Genomic DNA, 19291 nt, shown 5'->3' on the forward strand with positions numbered 1-19291 from the left:
CTGAGAATTATTATCATTAATATTTAGGGATGTACTTATGGAAAGCCCAGCTTGCTCATCAATCAAGCTTTCAAGCCTTTGCCTTGCAGTGGGAATGGCATTGGCAAATCCCGTTTTAGCTCAAGAACCTGACTCTCATTTCGAAGAAGTCGTAGTATGGGGAACGAAAGTTTCCAGCAATACCGAATCGATGTTCGCGGACGATATGTCATTAAAGCAGGCCGATCATATGTCGGATCTACTGCGTGATATTCCGGGCGTTGATGTGGGTGGTACTCACTCAGTCAACCAGCGCATCACGATTCGCGGCTTGGGTGAGACTGACTTGGATATCCGTCTGGATGGCGCGTCACAACACGCGAGTATGTTCCACCACATCGGTAACTTAACGCTGAACCCAGATATTCTTAAGTCGGCAGATATTCAAGTGGGTAACAACTCAGTGACGCAAAATGGGTTGGGTGGTTCGGTGTATTTTGAAACCAAAGACGCACGTGATTTGCTTCGTTACGATGAAACTTTTGGCGCGCGTGTATACGGTGGTTTTGCATCTAACGACAACCAACAAGGCTCTTTAACGTTATACGGTTTGCTGTCAGAAAACGTAGATGCAATGGTTTATGGCCACTATGTGGCGCGTGACGATTTCAAAGATGGAAATGGCGACAAGACGTTCGGCTCGGCAGGGGACGTTTACAACATTCTTGCGAAGCTTGGTTACGAGTTTAATGACATTCACCGTTTCGAACTTTCCTACGATATGTACCGTGACAGCGGCGATTACAGTCCGCGTCCTGATATGGCAGGTAGCGCAAACAATGGCTTGTCGAGCAAGTTGCTGATCCCAACGGATTATGATCGCGATACCGTCACGCTCAGTTACGAGCTAAGAGGGGAGCAGCACCAAGGTAACGTGACGCTTTACAACACCGAAACTGAAATCAAACGTGATGAAACGGTTATGGCACCGCGTTGGCCTTCGAACCGCTTGTCAAAGAACACGGCTAAGAACCAAAACCTTGGCTTAAATGCGAAATTCCAATCGGATTTTGCTCTCGCTCAGTTTGATAACCGAGTGACTTATGGCTTTGACTACATGGATAAGACGTCATCTAGTTACTACGGCAGCAGCAAGTTTATGGATGAATCGGCAGTTTCAACGGCGCTGTTTGTTGAAGATCAGTTCTTCTTTTCGGATGCCTTCTTTATTACTGCGGGTCTGCGTTTTGATGATTACAAACGTAAAGCGGAAACAGGTACAAGCAATTTTGATGACGTGACTTGGGCATTGGCTGCAGAGTGGGCGGTGACACAAGACTGGACACTGTTTGCGAGCTCGCGTTCCCTGTTTAAGGGCCCAGAGTTGATGGAAACGTTCATCGCGTATCAAGACGTTGCGTACCTCGATGAAGGCATGAAGGCGGAAACGGGCCAAAACACCCAAGGTGGCCTGCGTTTCAACAAGACGTTAGATAAACACTTCTTCGGTGCCAATGTGACGGTTTTCCAAACAAACATTGATGATTACATTGCTGATAAATACCAAGATGCGACTCAAACCTACCTGATTTACAACATCGGTGACGTTGAGATAAAAGGCTTTGAAGCCAGTGCGTCCTACGGGTATGACAAATTCAACAGTAAGCTTTCTTACTCGCAGTCTGATACCAAAAACAAGAACACTGGCGGCCCAGTTGCAGGTGGAAATGGTCGCAGTATCGACATGGGTGACAGCATTGCTTTAACGCTGGATTACCAATCTGATTCGCTAGAAACCATCTTTGGTTGGACATCCATGTTTGTACTTGAAGAAGACAATGTGTTTGATGGTCAGCCTGCTAAAGATAGCTACGATGTGCATAATCTGTACGCTCAGTGGGTGCCGTCAAACGTTGATGGCTTATCGGTAACGTTCGGTATCGATAATATCTTCGATGAGGTTTACACATCACATGCGTCACGTTCGGGCACGGTACGCGGCTTCACGCTAGATGATTACGAACCAGGTCGCAATTTCAAGCTTTCAGCGGCTTACCAATTCTAAAACCTATTCATAAGGCTCTCGAAAGAGGGCCTTTTTCCACGAATAAGTAAAGTGACAATATGATCAAAGAAACGACCCAGATTGAAAGTGAACACGCGAGCAAATACTTAGTGACGCTATGCCGACATTTCGCACGTAAAGTGCCTGCAACGTGGGATGAACAAAGTGGCTTGGTAACATTCCCTGTTGGAAAGGCAGAATTCAGTTTGAATGGGCTCTGCCTCATTATTGCGTGTGAAGCGGATTCTGAAAAGCAGTTGGAGCAAGTGAAGGGCATTATCGAATCGCATGTCGAAATGTTTTCACGTAGAGAGACGCTCGAGCTTGATTGGATTCGATAAAAACGAAATTTAGACAATAAAAAAGCCCGCAGTGTATGACTTGCGGGCCTTTCAAAATACGAGTTTTATTGGGCTTTTTCAGGCTCTAGGCTTTTTTTTTCCTGCTGCATTTTAGCTAGGAAGTACACGTTAACACATGCAATAAAGCCGTTTGTTAGCACTACTGGCCACGAATCAATCATCAGTCCGTAAGCAGTGAACAGTGCACAGCCGATAAAGTTAAGGATACGAAGCTTAACAATATCTTTCATAGTTAGCGAAATTGCGACCATGATTGAAGCTGCGTAGCCTAAAATCTCAACCATATTCATTTCCATTATTTGACCCTCTTTAAATCTGCCGAATTTGTCGGTACCAATTCTTCTCATCTTGAGATTAGCGAGGAAGCTCCATGCCTCGAATGGTCTTTATTTTTGTATTGGCCGTACTATATCAATGGAAAAACCGTGATGAAAGCCTCAAATCAAGGTTAAGAGAAGGTTAGCGATTACGCAAACGTTTAGGGAGAAAATTACTGATAACTTTACTTATTATGTTGATTGATAATAGCGATGGGATTGATAGCTCAAACGCAGTTGAATATATGGGCATATTATCCTAATATTGCAAATGAGAATTATTTCTATTTGTGTCGTTTTTATGATGTATTTTTCTGCTAGTTTGGTTGTTTTATGCGCTGTTGCGCTTCGGACAAAACCTAATTCATGGTGTGTAGGTTTGCACATGGCTTTACACATGATGTTAGCCCTGTTTTTCCAACCTATTTATCTCGTTCAGTATCTAATTGTGACGTTCTTTTCTTCTCCTTTACTAATAAAGTTATCAACTCGCTCAAGTCTCTACAGTATTTTGTTTGCGTTTTTACCGCTTTTGATCGCAACTGGCAGTATCGCTTTTAGTTAAGTGACTTTGATAACTCCGTTTTTTATCAGACCGACTACACTTGTTTAGAAATAAGTGACGCATTTCATATAATTAATTGATATTGCGCCGCTAGGATATGTGTCCCATTTTTGTGACAGATAGTAACTTTCACTTGTTTTGGGATGTGGAACGCAATAAGTCGATTGTTTAATGAGTTGATAGTTAGTTTAATCAACCAACGATGTGCAAAACACCACATATATTCAACTAAAAACTATGCAATAGGTTAATGGGAAACGTTGGCCATTAGCGGAGGTCAGATGAGTACGCAAACCGTGCCGCAAAACGCGATTGTAAATGCTGTCAAAGGGGAAGTTTTGGTATTGGATCTTACAGGTAAGATCCGAGTGGTAAGCGCCGGAGATGCGTTAAATACAGGGGATGTCATTGTCACAGAAAACAATGCGTCTTTGGATGTTCTAATCAATAACGAGCTCTATCTTGTCGACCAAAACTGTGTCGCGTGTCTTCCTGAGCCTTCATCAGAACAACCGGAAACTTTGGTTCAAACCTCGGTTGATGGTCAAATTGCTTTCGACCCGGCGGCGATTGATAGTGCTAATTTTGACGCAAATGATGTTGCTGCTATCCAACAAGCGATTTTGGAAGGTGCCGACCCGACGGCAATTCTTGAAGCAACGGCCGCTGGTGGTGATGCGTCTGGCTCGGCAAATGCTGGCTATGTGACGGTTGAATACAACAACCCAGAAATGCTTGCCTCGACGTTTTTCGAAACCTCTGCAACACGCACTGGCGTGCAAGATCGCGAAGAAACCGATGACATTAACGTCACCATTTTTGCTGATGGTGGACAATCTCTTGAATCGGAAGTAACCGAAGGTTCGATTTCCCTTACGACTTATCCTCAATCTATTGCAACCAGCGTATCCGTTGAGGCGGGCGATCTCCCGCTTGACCCTAGCTCATTTGTGCCATCTGCTGCTTCACTAGAGTCGCTACTGGCCGAGTTGAACACCGATATTCAATCTGGTGGTAAAGCTGTCGAGTTCTCATACGACGAAGCGCAAAATGCCATCATTGGTGTTCAAGATGGCAATGAAGTCCTACGTATTGAAATTGAAGCGACTTCGCTAGGTCGTGATATCGAGTTGGAGGTGACGACCACCATAAGCCAAGGCATTGACCATGTTGCGTCTGTAGATGACGGGCAGGTGTCGATTGTTGGTGACCGCATCAGTATTGAGTTTGAGATGACGGGTACTGATATTGGTGGTAACAGCATTCGTACGCCAATTGATTTTGTCACGACGATTATCGATGGTGATAATCCAGCGCCGCAAGACATCTCGTTTGAGAATGAAGAATCTTCATCGACGCCAATTACGGGGACGTTTGTCGAAATTGGCAGTGACCAGTTGGCTTCAGTCACTTTTAATCAGGAAAGTTTGTCGCAATTTGATGGTTTGTTAACTGATAACCAAGCGACGGTTGCGACCTTGTCTGAAGATGGCAGTAACATCACGTTAACCGTAGCTGGTACGGGAGAGGTGGTATTAAGCATCACGTTAAACACCGACGGCACGTACCAATTTGAACAGTTCAAACCGCTTGAGCAGACGAATGATAGCGATACGATAGTGCTTTCCCTTCCAACGACGATCGTGGATTTCGACCAAGATACGGTCAGTAATACCTTTGTGATTACAATTGCTGATGGAGATAACCCAGTCATTAACAATGTCACAAGCTTGTCTTTAGACGAGTCTGGCGTCGAGCAAGGTTCTCTACAGGGCATCGCGATTACTAGCGGTACCGGATCAATTTCGGCAGCCGCAGGCAGCGATATTATTGATCACTTCGAAGTAGAACCAACGGAATTTAATGTCTCTGGCGAGTTGCAATCGCAAAGGCAAACTGTACTTCTTGAACTCACTTCTGATGTCAATGGCGTTCGTACTTACGAAGGCTACATTGAGCTTGATGGTGTGCGCATTACGGTATTCGACATCAGTATCGACTCACCGTCTCAAGGCGAATATCAGTTCAACCTCTATGAACAGCTGGATCATACTGGCGCAAACGACGAATCGTTAACGTTCACCATTCCAGTTTATGCCGTTGATGCCGACGGAGACCGCTCTTCTTTGACGCTAGGTTCGAACGATGCCAAAGCCGCAGAAATCGTTATAGAAGTTAAAGATGATGCGCCTTCTATTGATGGTGTGGAAGCTTTAACGGTGGATGAAGACGACCTTGCGAGCATCGGCTCGGATCAAAATGATTCTGTTTCGGTTGACGGCAAGTTCACCACGACAGAAGGCTCCGACCGAGTGGTGAGTTATCAACTCGACACATCGACCAACCCAATTGATGGCTTGACTTCACATGGTGAAGCCGTTGAGCTGGTAGAAACCGCAAATGCCGACGGCAGCTTCACTTACACCGCGACAGCAAACGGCAACTCAGTATTTACGCTGGTGGTGAATACCGATGGTTCATACAACTTTACGTTAGAAGGCCCAATCGATCACGCTAGTGGCAGTGATGCGTTAACACTGAATTTCCCGATTACAGCGACGGATTTTGATGGCGATAGCAGCACCATGGTTTTGCCTGTCACCATTCAAGACGACATTCCTACGATTGAGAATGTCGAGCCTCTCACTGTAGATGAAAATGACCTAATTTCGAATGGTGGACAATCAAACGCACTGTTGGTTGAAGGGCAGTTCACGACCACGCAAGGCTCAGATGGTGTGGTTCAGTACCAGCTTGAAACAGGTTCAGACCCGCTAAACGGTTTGACCTCCAACGGTCAAGTTATCACGTTGGCCGAAGTCAGTAATGCCGACGGTAGCTTTACCTACACGGCGACGGCAAACGGCAATTCGGTATTTACGTTACAGGTAAACAGTGACGGGAGTTACTCGTTTGAACTGCAAGGGGCTGTTGATCATGCTCCAAATAGTGACACCTTAACGTTAGACTTTTCCATCATCGCGACGGATTTTGATGGCGACACGAGCAAAATTACGTTGCCAGTCACGATCGTTGACTCATTGCCAGTTGTAACGGATTTTGAAGCGATCAGTGTTGATGAAGACGATCTGGCTGGTATCGGTTCAGACCAAAACGACCCAGTTTCAATTGATGGCCAGTTTACGACCACTGAAGGTGCAGACAGAGTTGTGAGTTACCAGCTTGACTCGAATGCGACACCTGTTGATGGATTAACCTCACAAGGCGTAGCCGTCACAATGACGGAAACGGCTAATTCTGATGGCAGCTTCACCTATACGGCAACGGCAGGGACAAATCCGGTATTTACATTAACTGTCAATCCCGACGGCAGCTACAACTTTACACTTGAAGGCGCGATTGACCACGCAGCAAACAGTGACAGCTTAACGCTCAACTTCCCGATCACAGTGACCGATTTTGATGGAGACACGACTTCCGCCGTTATTCCTGTCACGATTACCGATGACCAACCGACTATCACAAATGTTGAAGCCATCAGTGTTGATGAAGACGACTTAGCGAACATCGGTTCGGACCAAAATGATTCACTTTCGATTGATGGTCAGTTCACGACAACGCAAGGTTCTGACCGTGTGGTGAGTTACCAGTTAGATACCTCTGTCGATGTGGTTGCAGGGCTCACCTCGCAAGGCAATCCAGTGACGTTGATAGAGACTGCCAATCCTGATGGCAGCTTCAGCTACGTTGCGATCGCTGATGGCAACCCTGTCTTTACGTTGGTCGTGAAAACGGATGGCAGTTATAACTTCACACTGGAAGGCCCAATCGATCACGCTATAAATAGCGATGAGCTAACGCTGAACTTCCCAATTATTGCGACTGACTTTGATGGCGATACAACTTCTGCCACCATCTCAGTGACTATTGTCGACGATAAGCCAGTCATAACGAATGTGGATGCAATCCAAGTTGATGAAGATGACTTGACGGGGATTGGTTCAGACCAAAATGATGCACTTTCCATCAACGGCCAATTTGCAACAACGCAAGGTTCTGATGGTGTCGTTAGTTATCAATTGGATGCTTCTACCGACCCTGTCGCAGGGCTGACGTCTCAAGGCGTCGCGGTAACGATGACTGAAACGGCCAACCCAGACGGCAGTTTTACTTATCAAGCCACCGCAGGTGGTAACGTCGTCTTTACCTTGATTGTTAACGTAGATGGTTCTTATAACTTTACGCTAGAAGGCCCAATCGACCATGCCAATGGTAGTGACGATTTAACGCTGAACTTCCCAATCATTGCAACGGACTTTGATGGTGACACCAGCTCCGCGGTGATCCCAGTGACCATCGTAGATGACCAACCAACTATCACAAACGTCGATTCTATTACGGTTGATGAAGACGATTTATCGGGCGTTGGTTCTGCTCAGGATGGCGTTGTTTCTATTGACGGTAAATTCACCACAACAGAAGGTTCTGACCGAGTGGTGAGCTATCAACTCGATGGTTCGACGAACCCTGTAGCAGGATTAACGTCGCACAGCCAAGCGGTTGTACTCGTAGAAACGGCAAATGCTGACGGCAGCTTCACTTACACTGCGACGGCAGATGGCAATCCAGTATTTACGTTGGTAGTGAATGTGGATGGCTCTTACAACTTCACGTTGGAAGGGCCAATCGATCACGCTATTAATAGCGACGAGCTAACGCTGAACTTCCCAATCATCGCAACGGACTTTGATGGTGACACCAGCTCTGCGGTGATCCCAGTGACTATCGTCGATGACCAACCGACCATCACAAACGTCGATGCCATTACAGTGGATGAAGACGATTTAACGATTATTGGCTCTGCTCAAGATGGCGTTGTTTCTATTGATGGCAAGTTCACCACAACGGAAGGTTCTGACCGAGTGGTGAGCTATCAACTCGACGGCTCGACGAACCCTGTAGCAGGATTAACGTCGCACGGCGAAGTTGTTGATTTGGTTGAAACAGCGAATGCAGATGGCAGCTTTACTTACAGTGCGACAGCAAATGGCAACCCTGTCTTTACGTTGGTGGTGAATACCGATGGTTCATACAACTTTACGTTGGAAGGCCCAATCGATCACGCGACTGGTAGTGATGAACTGACGCTAAACTTTCCAATCATCGCGACCGATTTTGATGGCGATACGTCATCGGCAACCATCCCTGTAACCATTGTTGATGACCAGCCAACAATTAACAATGTTCAAGCGATCACCGTTGATGAAGATGACCTCGCGCAGATTGGCTCGGCTCAAGACGGTTCAGTATCGATTGACGGACACTTCACCACCAATCAAGGTTCTGATGGTGTAGTGAGTTACCAATTGGATGCCAGTGCGACGCCTATTGATGGGCTTACTTCGCAAGGTGTTGCGGTGACATTGAGTGAAACGGCAAATCCAGATGGTAGTTTCACTTATACGGCAACCGCAGGAACCAATCCTGTCTTTACGTTAATTGTTAATCCAGATGGCAGTTACAACTTTACGCTCGAAGGTCCAATTGACCATGCGAGTAACAGTGACGAACTGACGCTGAATTTCCCAATCATCGCGACGGATTTTGATGGTGACACCACTTCTGCCACGATTCCTGTGACCATTGTTGATGACCAACCAGTGATCACAAATGTTGCGCCAATTACGGTCGATGAAGATGACTTGAACAACATTGGTTCTGATCAAAAAGATGCGCTTTCCATAGACGGTAAATTCACTACGACTCAAGGCTCGGATAGTGTCGTCAGTTATCAGCTCGATGCGAGTGCGATGCCTGTTGATGGGCTTACTTCGCAAGGCGTTGCCGTAACCATGACTGAAACTGCAAACACAGATGGCAGTTTTACTTACACAGCCACCGCGGGTGCGAATGCTGTGTTTACGCTCGTTGTAAAACCGGATGGCAGTTATAATTTTACCCTTGAAGGGACACTTGACCATCCAATCGGTGCAGATGAGCTAACGCTGAATTTCCCTATTATTGCGACCGATTTTGATGGCGACACCACGAGCGCGACTATTCCAGTCACGATTGTTGATGATCGACCAACACTCGATGGTATCGACGTAAACAGCGTACTCACAGTAGACGAAGATGATTTGCCAACCGTGGGTTCTGATGGCAATGAACCAACGAGTATTATTGGTAAGTTTGTCGCGACAGAAGGTGCGGACCATATCGTCGAGTACCATATCGTTGACTTGAACACGCCAGTTCAAGGCTTAACGTCTGGTGGGCAATCACTGACTCTCGTTGAAGTTTCTAATTCAGGTGGCGTATCCGTTTATGAAGCCATTATTGATGGAACAACAACACCTGCTTTTCGAGTGACGTTGGATGTTTCTGATGGCAGCTACAAGTTTGAACTACTTGAGCCACTCGATCATCCAACCGCGAATGGTCAAAACGACATCGTCATCAACCTTCCTATCGCAGCGACGGATTTTGATGGTGATGTTTCGAATACTCTCACGTTGCCGATCACTGTTGTGGATGACGTACCAACCATCGACGGTTTGGCTCAGGGTAGTGAACAGACCGTCGATGAGGACGACCTACCGCAGGGTACTGACCGTACTCAAGACACCATCATCGGTGGTACCTTCGATGTAACAGAAGGGGCAGACCAAGTCACCTCGATTCAACTGAGTGATTTGACGACGCCAGTTAGTACATTGATGTCTGGCGGAGAGGTAATCACCTTAGTCTTAACGTCCAGTACTGGCGGGGTGAATGTTTATCAAGGTATCACGGTTAATTCTCAAGAAGTGGTGTTTGAGTTAACTCTGAATGCGTCAAATAGCTCCTATGAGTTTGATCTTAGAAAACCACTTGATCATCCTGATGGCAATCAGCAAAACAACATTGTAATCGAACTGCCAATCACTGTGACTGACGGTGATGGCGATGTATCACCAGTGTTCACGTTACCAATTACGGTGGTAGACGATGTACCCGTGGTAACGAATATAGACCGCTTACAAGTGCATGAAGATGATTTGCCGCTGGGCTCAGACGAGACCAAGGAGCCTCTAACGGTTTCTGGTCAGTTTGAAGTGACCAGTGCGGATGGTATCGACTCATTTGTTCTGGATCTCAATTCCAATCTACTGCCTGCACTTACTTCTGGCGGCGAGAGCATCGCGATTACTCAAGACGCTACAGCGTCAACGAGTGATGCTTTGGTTTATGTCGGAAAAACCGTTGGTGGCGACACCATTTTCACGCTGACATTGCATCAAGACGGACGCTACGATTTTGAATTGTCTGGCGCGCTCGATCATGCGACGAATTCTGATGACCTGACCATCAATCTGCCGATTGTGATTACCGACGGCGATAACGACTCCGTTAACGCGACGTTGCCAGTCACTATTTTGGATGATAAGCCGACGATTGAAGCTATTCGTCCAGGAAGTCACTTGTCCATTGATGAGGATGACATTCCGAACAAAGGGTCGGATGGTCAAGGTGATCATATTATCGGCGGACATTTTGATGTCGTTGACGGTGCAGATTCTATCGTTAGTTTCCAATTGGAGGATCTTGTCTCACCTGTTGCTGGGTTAACGTCAGCAGGTCAGTCACTAGAGCTTGTTGAATACTCAAACGCGACTGGCGTGATTGAGTACCGTGCGTACGTGCAAGGCACTACCGATATCGTGTTTAAGCTTACGTTAAATGCTGGAGAAGATAGGTATCAATTTGAATTATTTGCTCAGCTAGACCATCCAAATGGCGATGGTGAAAATGAGCTAGTGATTGACTTCCCTGTGAATGCCACGGATTTTGATGGTGATGTGTCGAACACGATTAGTTTGCCAATTACCGTTGTTGATGATGTGCCGTCTATCACTGGGGTGGATAACAGTAGCCAGTTGACGATTGACGAAGATGATTTACCTGCTGGCTCTGATACTTCTGGCTTACGAGTGTTAGATGGACACTTTAACGTTGTTGCTGGCGCTGATGAAATCGTCAGTTATCATGTTTCTGACTTAGCTGGCGCGGTCGCTGGTTTGCAGTCAAATGGTCAAGATGTGGAACTAAGACTGGTGTCTGAAGCCGACGGTGTAAGCACCTATGAAGCGGTGATTGTTGGCACGAACACGCAGATTTTTACCCTAACGTTGGATGCAAAAGACAATAGCTACCAATTTGAGTTAGTGGGCCCTGTGGATCATCCTGCTGGCCTGGGCGAAAACAGCCTAACGTTAGATATTCCTATTTCTGTTACTGACTTCGATGGTGATACATCGGCATCTGTGAACTTGCCAATCACCATCGTGGATGACGTGCCGGAAATCAAAACGGCGACGCCGTTGTTCTTAGATGAAGATGACTTGCCTTCAGGCTCAGAGCTGAGCAAAGACGGCCTAGAGGCAAGCGGCAGCTTTGATAGCGTAGAAGGTGCGGATACGATAGTTTCTTACCAGTTAGATTTGTCTGGTAACCCAATCAGCGGGGTAACGTCAGGCGGACAAGCGGTCACGCTCGTACAAACTGGTGTGAATAACAACAACTACACTTACCAAGGTCAAACGCCAGATGGAAAATCGGTATTTACTCTGGTGTTAAATGCTGACGGAACATACAAATTCACGCTAGAAGGCGTACTGGATCATGGTGTTCAGGGCGAAGATTTACTGACGCTCAATCTGCCTGTTTTTGCGACGGATGTGGATGGCGATACCGCAGGTATCAATCTTCCTGTGACGATCACAGATGATATTCCAACGATTTACGATAGTTCCATCACTCGTGTTGAAGGGCAGGGAACGCGAACCGTTCAACTGTTCCAAGACCCTGTAGAAGGCGACTTAAATTATGGTGCAGATGGCAGTGAGCTGACCTCATTTAGCGCAGACGATTCAGGTATCTATTTCAAACAGAATGGAATAGATATGACAACCGTTGATCTTAACGGCAGCAATCAAACGGTTTTTGTACATAAAACCCTAAACGGCGTTGACACTGAAATTGGGCGTTTGATTGTTCGAACTGATGGCTCTATTAGCTTTAGACCAAATGACGATCTTGATCATACCGATGCGGCTTCAATCGATTTCACGGTTCATGTTACGGCTACCGATGGTGACGGCGATACGAGTACCGCCGATCTCGACATCTCCGTGACCGACAGAAATGCACAAATCGATACCTCATCGGTGTTGTCTTTCGAAGATAAAGGCCGTGACGGTTCTATCCTTGGTACTGAGAATGCCAATACGCAAGATAACTTATCTGGTCTAGATACTACGCCAGCGAAAGTCGATCTAGTGATTAACTTGCACGACCTCGATAGAAATGAAAGCCTAGGCGATATCACGATTCGCGATGCGAGCACGCACAACGGCACGTTCTATTATCGAAATGCCAATGGTGATTACATTGAACTTACGCCAGTCAATGGCTCTGTTGTGTTGGACGGTTCGAATGTCATTCAATCATTCAATGGTGAGTTCGTTACGCTTGAGAACCTCTATTTTGTACCCGACCGCCATTTTGCGACGGGCGATAGTGGCATAGATCCACGTATCCGAGTTGAGATCCTTAATAACGGTGTGTCTGACCACATCATCAATGGCAGGCTCAACATTCAAGTGGAAAGCGTTGCAGACATCGCGACTTGGACGGCAAACAGTACCTTTAACTACACGGTTGATGAAGATGGTAACAACGTTTCTCTGAACATCAGCGCGCAAACACAAGACAGCAGTAACCCAGAAAGCATCGTGTACGAACTTGTCTTTACCCAAGGTGAGGGCAACGCAACGCTAGTTTACTCAGATGGCAGTGCCATCACGCAAACGGGTGGAGTATACCTTGTTGATGCAAGTCGAATTGGCGATGTGCAAGTCGATCCAATTGATAACTTCTCGGGTGAAATAAAAATCGATGTCACTGCGATCACCACGGAGAGCGTGAATCCACTGACAGGCAAAGAAACGGCTCGCTCAGAAACGGAAACCATCGTCATTGATGTCACTCCGGTCGCTGATGCTGGCAGCTTTACCGTTAATCGCATCAATATTTTCGAGGATAACGCTCGCACTCAAGATACGGTCGATCCGGTTACTGACCACGATCCACTTCAATTAAGCGAAGTGATTTCAATGAAACCATCCGCGGATATGGATGGTTCAGAAGAGCTGTTTGTTCGCATCTCGAATTTCTCTATCGACGGCGTGACGCTTGTTTGGCTCGATGGCGCGAATCCTTCACAGATTGTTGAAGTGACGGATGGCAACGGCAATGTGCTGTATTACGAAATTCCTGAGTCACAGCTGACGAATGTAGAAGTGTTGCCACCACTGCACAGTAACGACGATTTCACCTTCAACGTAGAAGGCATCGTAAAAGACAACGCATCGCTTTCAACAGGTTCTGCGCAAGATGTACTTTCACTCGGGAACAAAACCGTCATTGTTGATGTGAAAGGCGTAGCGGATATTCCAATCGTTGAACTCAATGATAAGTCAGGTATTTGGCAAGAGTTTGATGATGGTAACGTACGTGGCGTTCAAACATTTGTGGATGAAAATGGCCAAGTTGATATTTCGTTCAGCATTCTTTCTGGAGAGTTCAAAGACAACCCGAACGATCATTCTGAAACGGTAACGGTACTGCTTTCCAACATTCCTGATGGCGTTGAGATATTTGATAATGATGGCAACTCGGTCGATTTAACGTTCGTTGGGTACGATGGCAATAACCAGCCAATCTATGAAGCGAATATTACGCAAGCAAACATCAACTCGGGCATTGTGATTAAACCGGAAGCATCGTCTACCGAGAATATTCACATCACAGCAACCACGATCGTTACTGAAAACGATGGTCATACGCGCACCTCAACTGGGGAAATTCGTGTGATTGTTGGCCCTGTGATTGACGCAAGAAATAACTATACCGTGGTTTCGGAAGGTGACGAAGATACGCGCTTCAACATCGACTGGAAACCAACGACCAGCCAAAGTCCAGATGCCGATGAGTTCTTCTCAGAAGTGACGATTTCTGGCTTCCCTCCGAGTTGTACCGTGTTCGTGGATGGTGTAGCGCAAACGCTCGTCGCTGGTACGTTAACATTAACACCGCAAGCCAATGAATCGGAGCAAGACTTCTCTGCTCGCGTTACGCAGAGTGGTTATGTTCAAGTTGAGTTGGAACAAGATTCCAGTACCGACTTTGATTTGAGCACAACGTTGACTGTGAAAGAGATTGACCATGAGTACGTTGATGCGGCAAATCCAGGACAAGGGATTGCAGAAGCGGTGATTACAGGTTCGGTTCACGTTCAAGTGAATCCGGTTGTTGAACCAGAAGATACCTCTGGTGCGATAGGCGATCAAACGCGCTTGCTGGTCACAGAAAGTAATGGTACTGCGATAGACGTTGTTAAATCGGATGCGCAAGGTGCAATCGACTTTACAATCAACACCTCTGCGGGTGGCCAAGCTGGTGCAAACATCATTAAATATCAAGAGTTTGATGCTTCTTCGGATGAGGTGGTGACTGAACTGGTTGTTCAGTTGCACACGACCGATCCTGCCATTCTTAACCAGCTAGTCATTATCGGAGCACTGAATGAAGGTGACGGCCGTTGGACGATCATTGATGAGGAGAATTTCTGCATCAAAGCGCCATCTGGCCTTGATTTGACGCCGAACGACGACACTGACAATGGTGATAACGGCGGTTTATCGCAAATTGGTTTGACGATTTACGCGCGTGTGAATGACTTAGGTGAAGATTCGGTTGAAAAAGACGCAACTGAAATAAGACAAACGGACGTGGTGTTGGAGTTCCCAACGGTTCTTACTCCGCAAACCAGTGTCGCGGCCGAAATTGACGTGACCGATGATGTACAAATTGAAGGCTCAGAAGACAACTTTGTCGATCTTGGTGCTCAGCTTACTTCCAAGATTGATGTGATCAATCCTGATGGTGTGGAAGACGTATTGACCATCATCATTGACCCATCTTCACCTGGTATTCCACCGGGCCTAATCATTACCGGTACGGACGTTGATTTCATTAACGGCAAATACGTATTCCAAGCGGATATCGACTCAAGCGGAAACATTGTTGGCCTTGAAGGCTTAACGATGCGCGTGGCTGAAGATTATGCTGGCGACTTCGTTTTGCCTGTGAGATTTGTGACTAAAGATACGGGCTCTGCAGATGAAAAATCGTCCACAGAACTGATTCCGGTGCAAATTCTGCCAGTTGCTGACGTGCCAAGCTCGGCAGGCGACCAGCCGTTGGATCGCAACATCACGCCAGATGTCACAGTCGATATTACTGGAACACTTGGTCTTGATGCGAACAAGCAGCCTGTTGATGATCTCAATAACGATGTTCCAACCGCTGATGGTGTTGGTTATGAAGATGGATTAATTCAGCTTAATTTGAACGTCGATTTTGCAGATGGCTTCAACAACACATTAGGCGGTAGAGAAACGTTAACCAACATCAAGTTGACGCTTGATGACACGACACAGGGTGAGTTTGTCGATAGCAATGGCAATAGTTTGGGCACGAGTATCGAATTTAATGAAGCCGATATTTTAGCGGGAGCGTTGGATAACGTTCTGTTCAAACCGAGTGAAAACTACCCGGTTGGTGGTGGTCAAAATACGGTGAAAATTAACATCGAAGGCGAAATCACAGACGTTGCCGTGTTTGACCAATCGACATTGATCAATCCGGGCGATAACGTAGATGTACGCACCTTTACCGACGACGTGACATTTGAAGTCACGCCTGTCGTGGATGACATTGTAATTACAGGAACCGATCCAAGTCAGCCTATCGTCGTGACGGGTGATGAAGATACGTTGATTTCACTCAACCAGTCAGGTACTGGCGTTACGATCAGTCTGACCGACGATGATGGCTCTGAAAGTTTTGTTTCACTTAAGCTGACAGGCATTCCGAATGACTTTGTTGTTGAGTCTAATTCATCCGATTACATTGTGAAAAACGCAGGCAATGGCGAGTGGAGCATTCAAGTTAAAGACTTGACGCAAACTTCCATCGACTTGAGCGATATTCAAATTAAGCCGCCAAAACACTTTAGTGGTGAAGTTGAAATCGGTATCTCTGTCTTCATTCAAGAAGAGTTGTTGAAAGTGCCTACCGAGCGAAACAGTAACTTTACGTTAGTCGTTAACCCGATTGGCGACGACGTGGATGTTAACCCTGATACCCAAGTCTCAGGCAACGAAGGCGAAGACATTACCATCAACGTGAATGCGCTGGTGGTGGATAACAAAGAGTCGATTGGCGACGGTGCAAATTATCAAGAGAATGATCCAGAAACATTGAGGATTGAGATTTCAAACGTACCAGATGGTGCGAGCTTGTCACTTCCAGATGGAACGACATTTGTTGATCAAGGTAGTGGTGTTTTTGTCCTTGAAGTCAATGCACAAGACCTAGATCAAATCGTCTTTAACTCTGGTGATAGAAACGACAATTCTTGGGCTGGCTCGCTTCATTTTAAAGTGCAAGCGGTCGATACCGGCCTAGACGGCAGCCAAAGCTTGGGTAATGCGGAAGAGTTTGATGTGTCCGTCGATGTTACTGCGGTAAACGACAGACCTGATTTCGTTAATGTTGTCGATGTGGAAACACCTGAAGACAATGCCTTATTGCTAAATAGCTTCGGTATCTCTGATGTCGATGCGGTACTTGATAACCCGAATGCAGAGTATGTGCTTAATGTAGCGGTAGATAGCGGGTATCTCGCATTGAACGCTAACGTTATCTCGAAATATGGTTTGACGGTTCAGGGTGACGGTACAGGAGCGGTTGAGCTAAAAGGTTCAGTCGCAGATCTCAATGCCGCCATTGCAGAAGGATTGATTGAGTTCAACCCTGATCTCAACTTCTTCGGCGATGTTACCGTGAACATTACAGTCGATGACCAAGGTAACGAAGGCATTGTTATTAGTGGTGTTGATGACACTTTAAACACCAACAGCAGCAGTTTTGTGATTGATGTTACAACCGTGAACGATGCGCCTGAAACGTCGCCAGTTACCTTGACCAGTATTGGTGAAGACAGTGGTGTATTTGCAATTTCTGCATCAGATTTGCTTGTGAATGCCACTGATGTGGAAAACGACAACTTGACGGTGAGTAACGTTCAACTTGTGGACCCTAGTTCTGGCTCTTTGGCGTTTAACTCAGCCACAGGGAATTGGGAATTTACGCCAGCGCCAGGTTACAACGGCCCTGTCGAGCTGACTTACGATATTACGGACGATGGCACAACAAATGGTGTATCCGATCCTAAGACGGTATCGGGTTCTGCATCTTTTGAAGTGTTCGATGTAAACGATGCGCCTCAAACATCGGAAGTGACGCTTTCTTCGATAGAAGAAGACAGCGGCGCTGTGAGTATTACTGCCTCGGAACTATTGGCAAACGCGACCGATCCGGAAAACGATAACTTGGCGGTCAGTAATGTCACGCTTGCGGATCCATCAGCGGGAACGATCACGCAGATTAGCGCGACGGAATGGCGCTTTGAACCATCAGAAAACTTCAACGGCGACGTGAGTTTTGTCTATGACATTACTGATGATGGCACAACCAACGGAGCACCGGATCCAATCACAATCAGCGGTTCTGCGGTCATGAACGTTCAAGCGGTTAATGATGCTCCAGAGATTGATGGCTCATTAGTAACCAGCACGATCTTCGAATCGGCAGGTCAAAAAATATCAGGCATTACGATAGCGGATGTGGATTTCACTGGTATCCATGAGAACGAGATCATGACGATTTCGCTCAGCACGAGTGAAGGTGAGGTCAGTGTTATCGCGCCATCTGGCAGTGGTGTGACGCAAGGTGTTGGTTTAGCGGGTGAAACCGTGTTGATGGGAACGTTGTCCCAACTTAATGCGGTGTTGACTTCGACAGATCCAAATGTCGGTGTTTTTGTCGATGCAAGTGACGTGAACAGTTCAGCGATTTCATTGACGGTTACAGCGGACGATAATGGAATTTACTATGAGAATTCCACAGGAACGTCGCTGCAAACCACCGAAACGTTTGATATTAACGTGACACCAGTGGCAGACAAACCGACGCTTGCCTTTGACGCGAACTTTAATTACATCCAGCGCATTACTGCTAGCCAAAGTGCGAGTTTTCAGGGCGTAGCGTTAGTCGGCATTATTGCTGCACTGACGGATTTGGATGAAGTCTTAGCGTTAGAGGTGACAGGCGTTCCAAGAGGCGCAACGCTAACGAGTGATGCAACCACATCGAGCATCAGTTTTGATAGCGCGACTTCGACTTGGACAGTGCCTGCTGATGAAATTGATACGCTTCACATCGATAACGTGCGCCAAGGTGATCACGATATCACGCTGACTGCGGTTTCAACGGAATCGAATGGCGATCAAGCGTTCTCAGACCCAATCGATATCAGCATCAATGTTACGTCCAACAACCGTGACATCGATGTTTCTTCTGAAACGGAAGATAATCTGTTACTTGGTAGTGATCGCGGAATTTCCCTCATCGGCGGGGCGGGTGATGACCGCATTATCGGTGGTGACGGCGATGATATTCTCATCGGTGGTCTGGGTTCGGACATCCTAACGGGTGGCGGTGGTAACGATATCTTTAAATGGACGCAAGATACCGTTGACGAAGGTGCAGTGGATACCATCACCGACTTTACGCTTAATGAAGACACGATCGATCTTAAAGACGTGATTGCGGATTTAAATGACCCAATGGCAGGAATTGATGAGTTACTTGCGCATATTCAAGCGGACTACGATGCCACGACAGACAATGTCTCTTTGAGCATTACTACTGATGCGAACGTTCATCAGACTATTGTGGTTGAGAACTTAGGTCAGGCAATAGACTTCAATGGATTAAGCTCAAACGAGATTGTTGAATCGCTTCTTAATCGAGGTGTTATTGATAACGGATAAAGTGACTTGAGAAATGAAAAGTGCGGCGGTTAGATTTG

The 19291-nt window shown here is 46.5% G+C and carries 4 protein-coding genes; 3 read left to right on the top strand and 1 reads right to left on the bottom strand.

Annotated features, from left to right (window positions below; all coding sequences use genetic code 11):
- The first annotated feature begins 37 nt into the window (after positions 1–37).
- The gene (locus DYB02_RS23525) at positions 38–2044 is read left to right on the top strand and encodes a TonB-dependent siderophore receptor (protein WP_029805126.1); all 2007 of its coding nucleotides are present in this window, start codon (positions 38–40) and stop codon (positions 2042–2044) included.
- Between the two features lie 59 nt (positions 2045–2103).
- Positions 2104–2385 carry a DUF2218 domain-containing protein gene (locus tag DYB02_RS23530; protein ID WP_005486246.1) on the top strand — a complete coding sequence of 94 codons (282 nt, stop codon included), beginning with the start codon at positions 2104–2106 and terminating at the stop codon, positions 2383–2385.
- Positions 2386–2450: 65 nt separating this feature from the next.
- Here the strand turns inward: DYB02_RS23530 and DYB02_RS23535 are convergent, their stop codons facing one another.
- A complete protein-coding gene (locus DYB02_RS23535; RefSeq protein WP_005454365.1) occupies positions 2451–2702 on the bottom strand; it encodes a YgjV family protein in 252 nt (83 codons plus the stop codon).
- Positions 2703–3569: 867 nt separating this feature from the next.
- On the opposite strand from DYB02_RS23535, the gene DYB02_RS23545 reads away from it, so the two are divergent.
- Positions 3570–19253 (top strand): retention module-containing protein, encoded by a 15684-nt coding sequence (locus DYB02_RS23545; RefSeq protein WP_047022951.1) that lies wholly within the window; start codon positions 3570–3572, stop codon positions 19251–19253.
- The last annotated feature ends 38 nt before the right edge of the window (positions 19254–19291 follow it).

The organism is Vibrio parahaemolyticus (assembly GCF_900460535.1).
Classification (GTDB): Bacteria; Pseudomonadota; Gammaproteobacteria; order Enterobacterales; family Vibrionaceae; genus Vibrio; species Vibrio parahaemolyticus.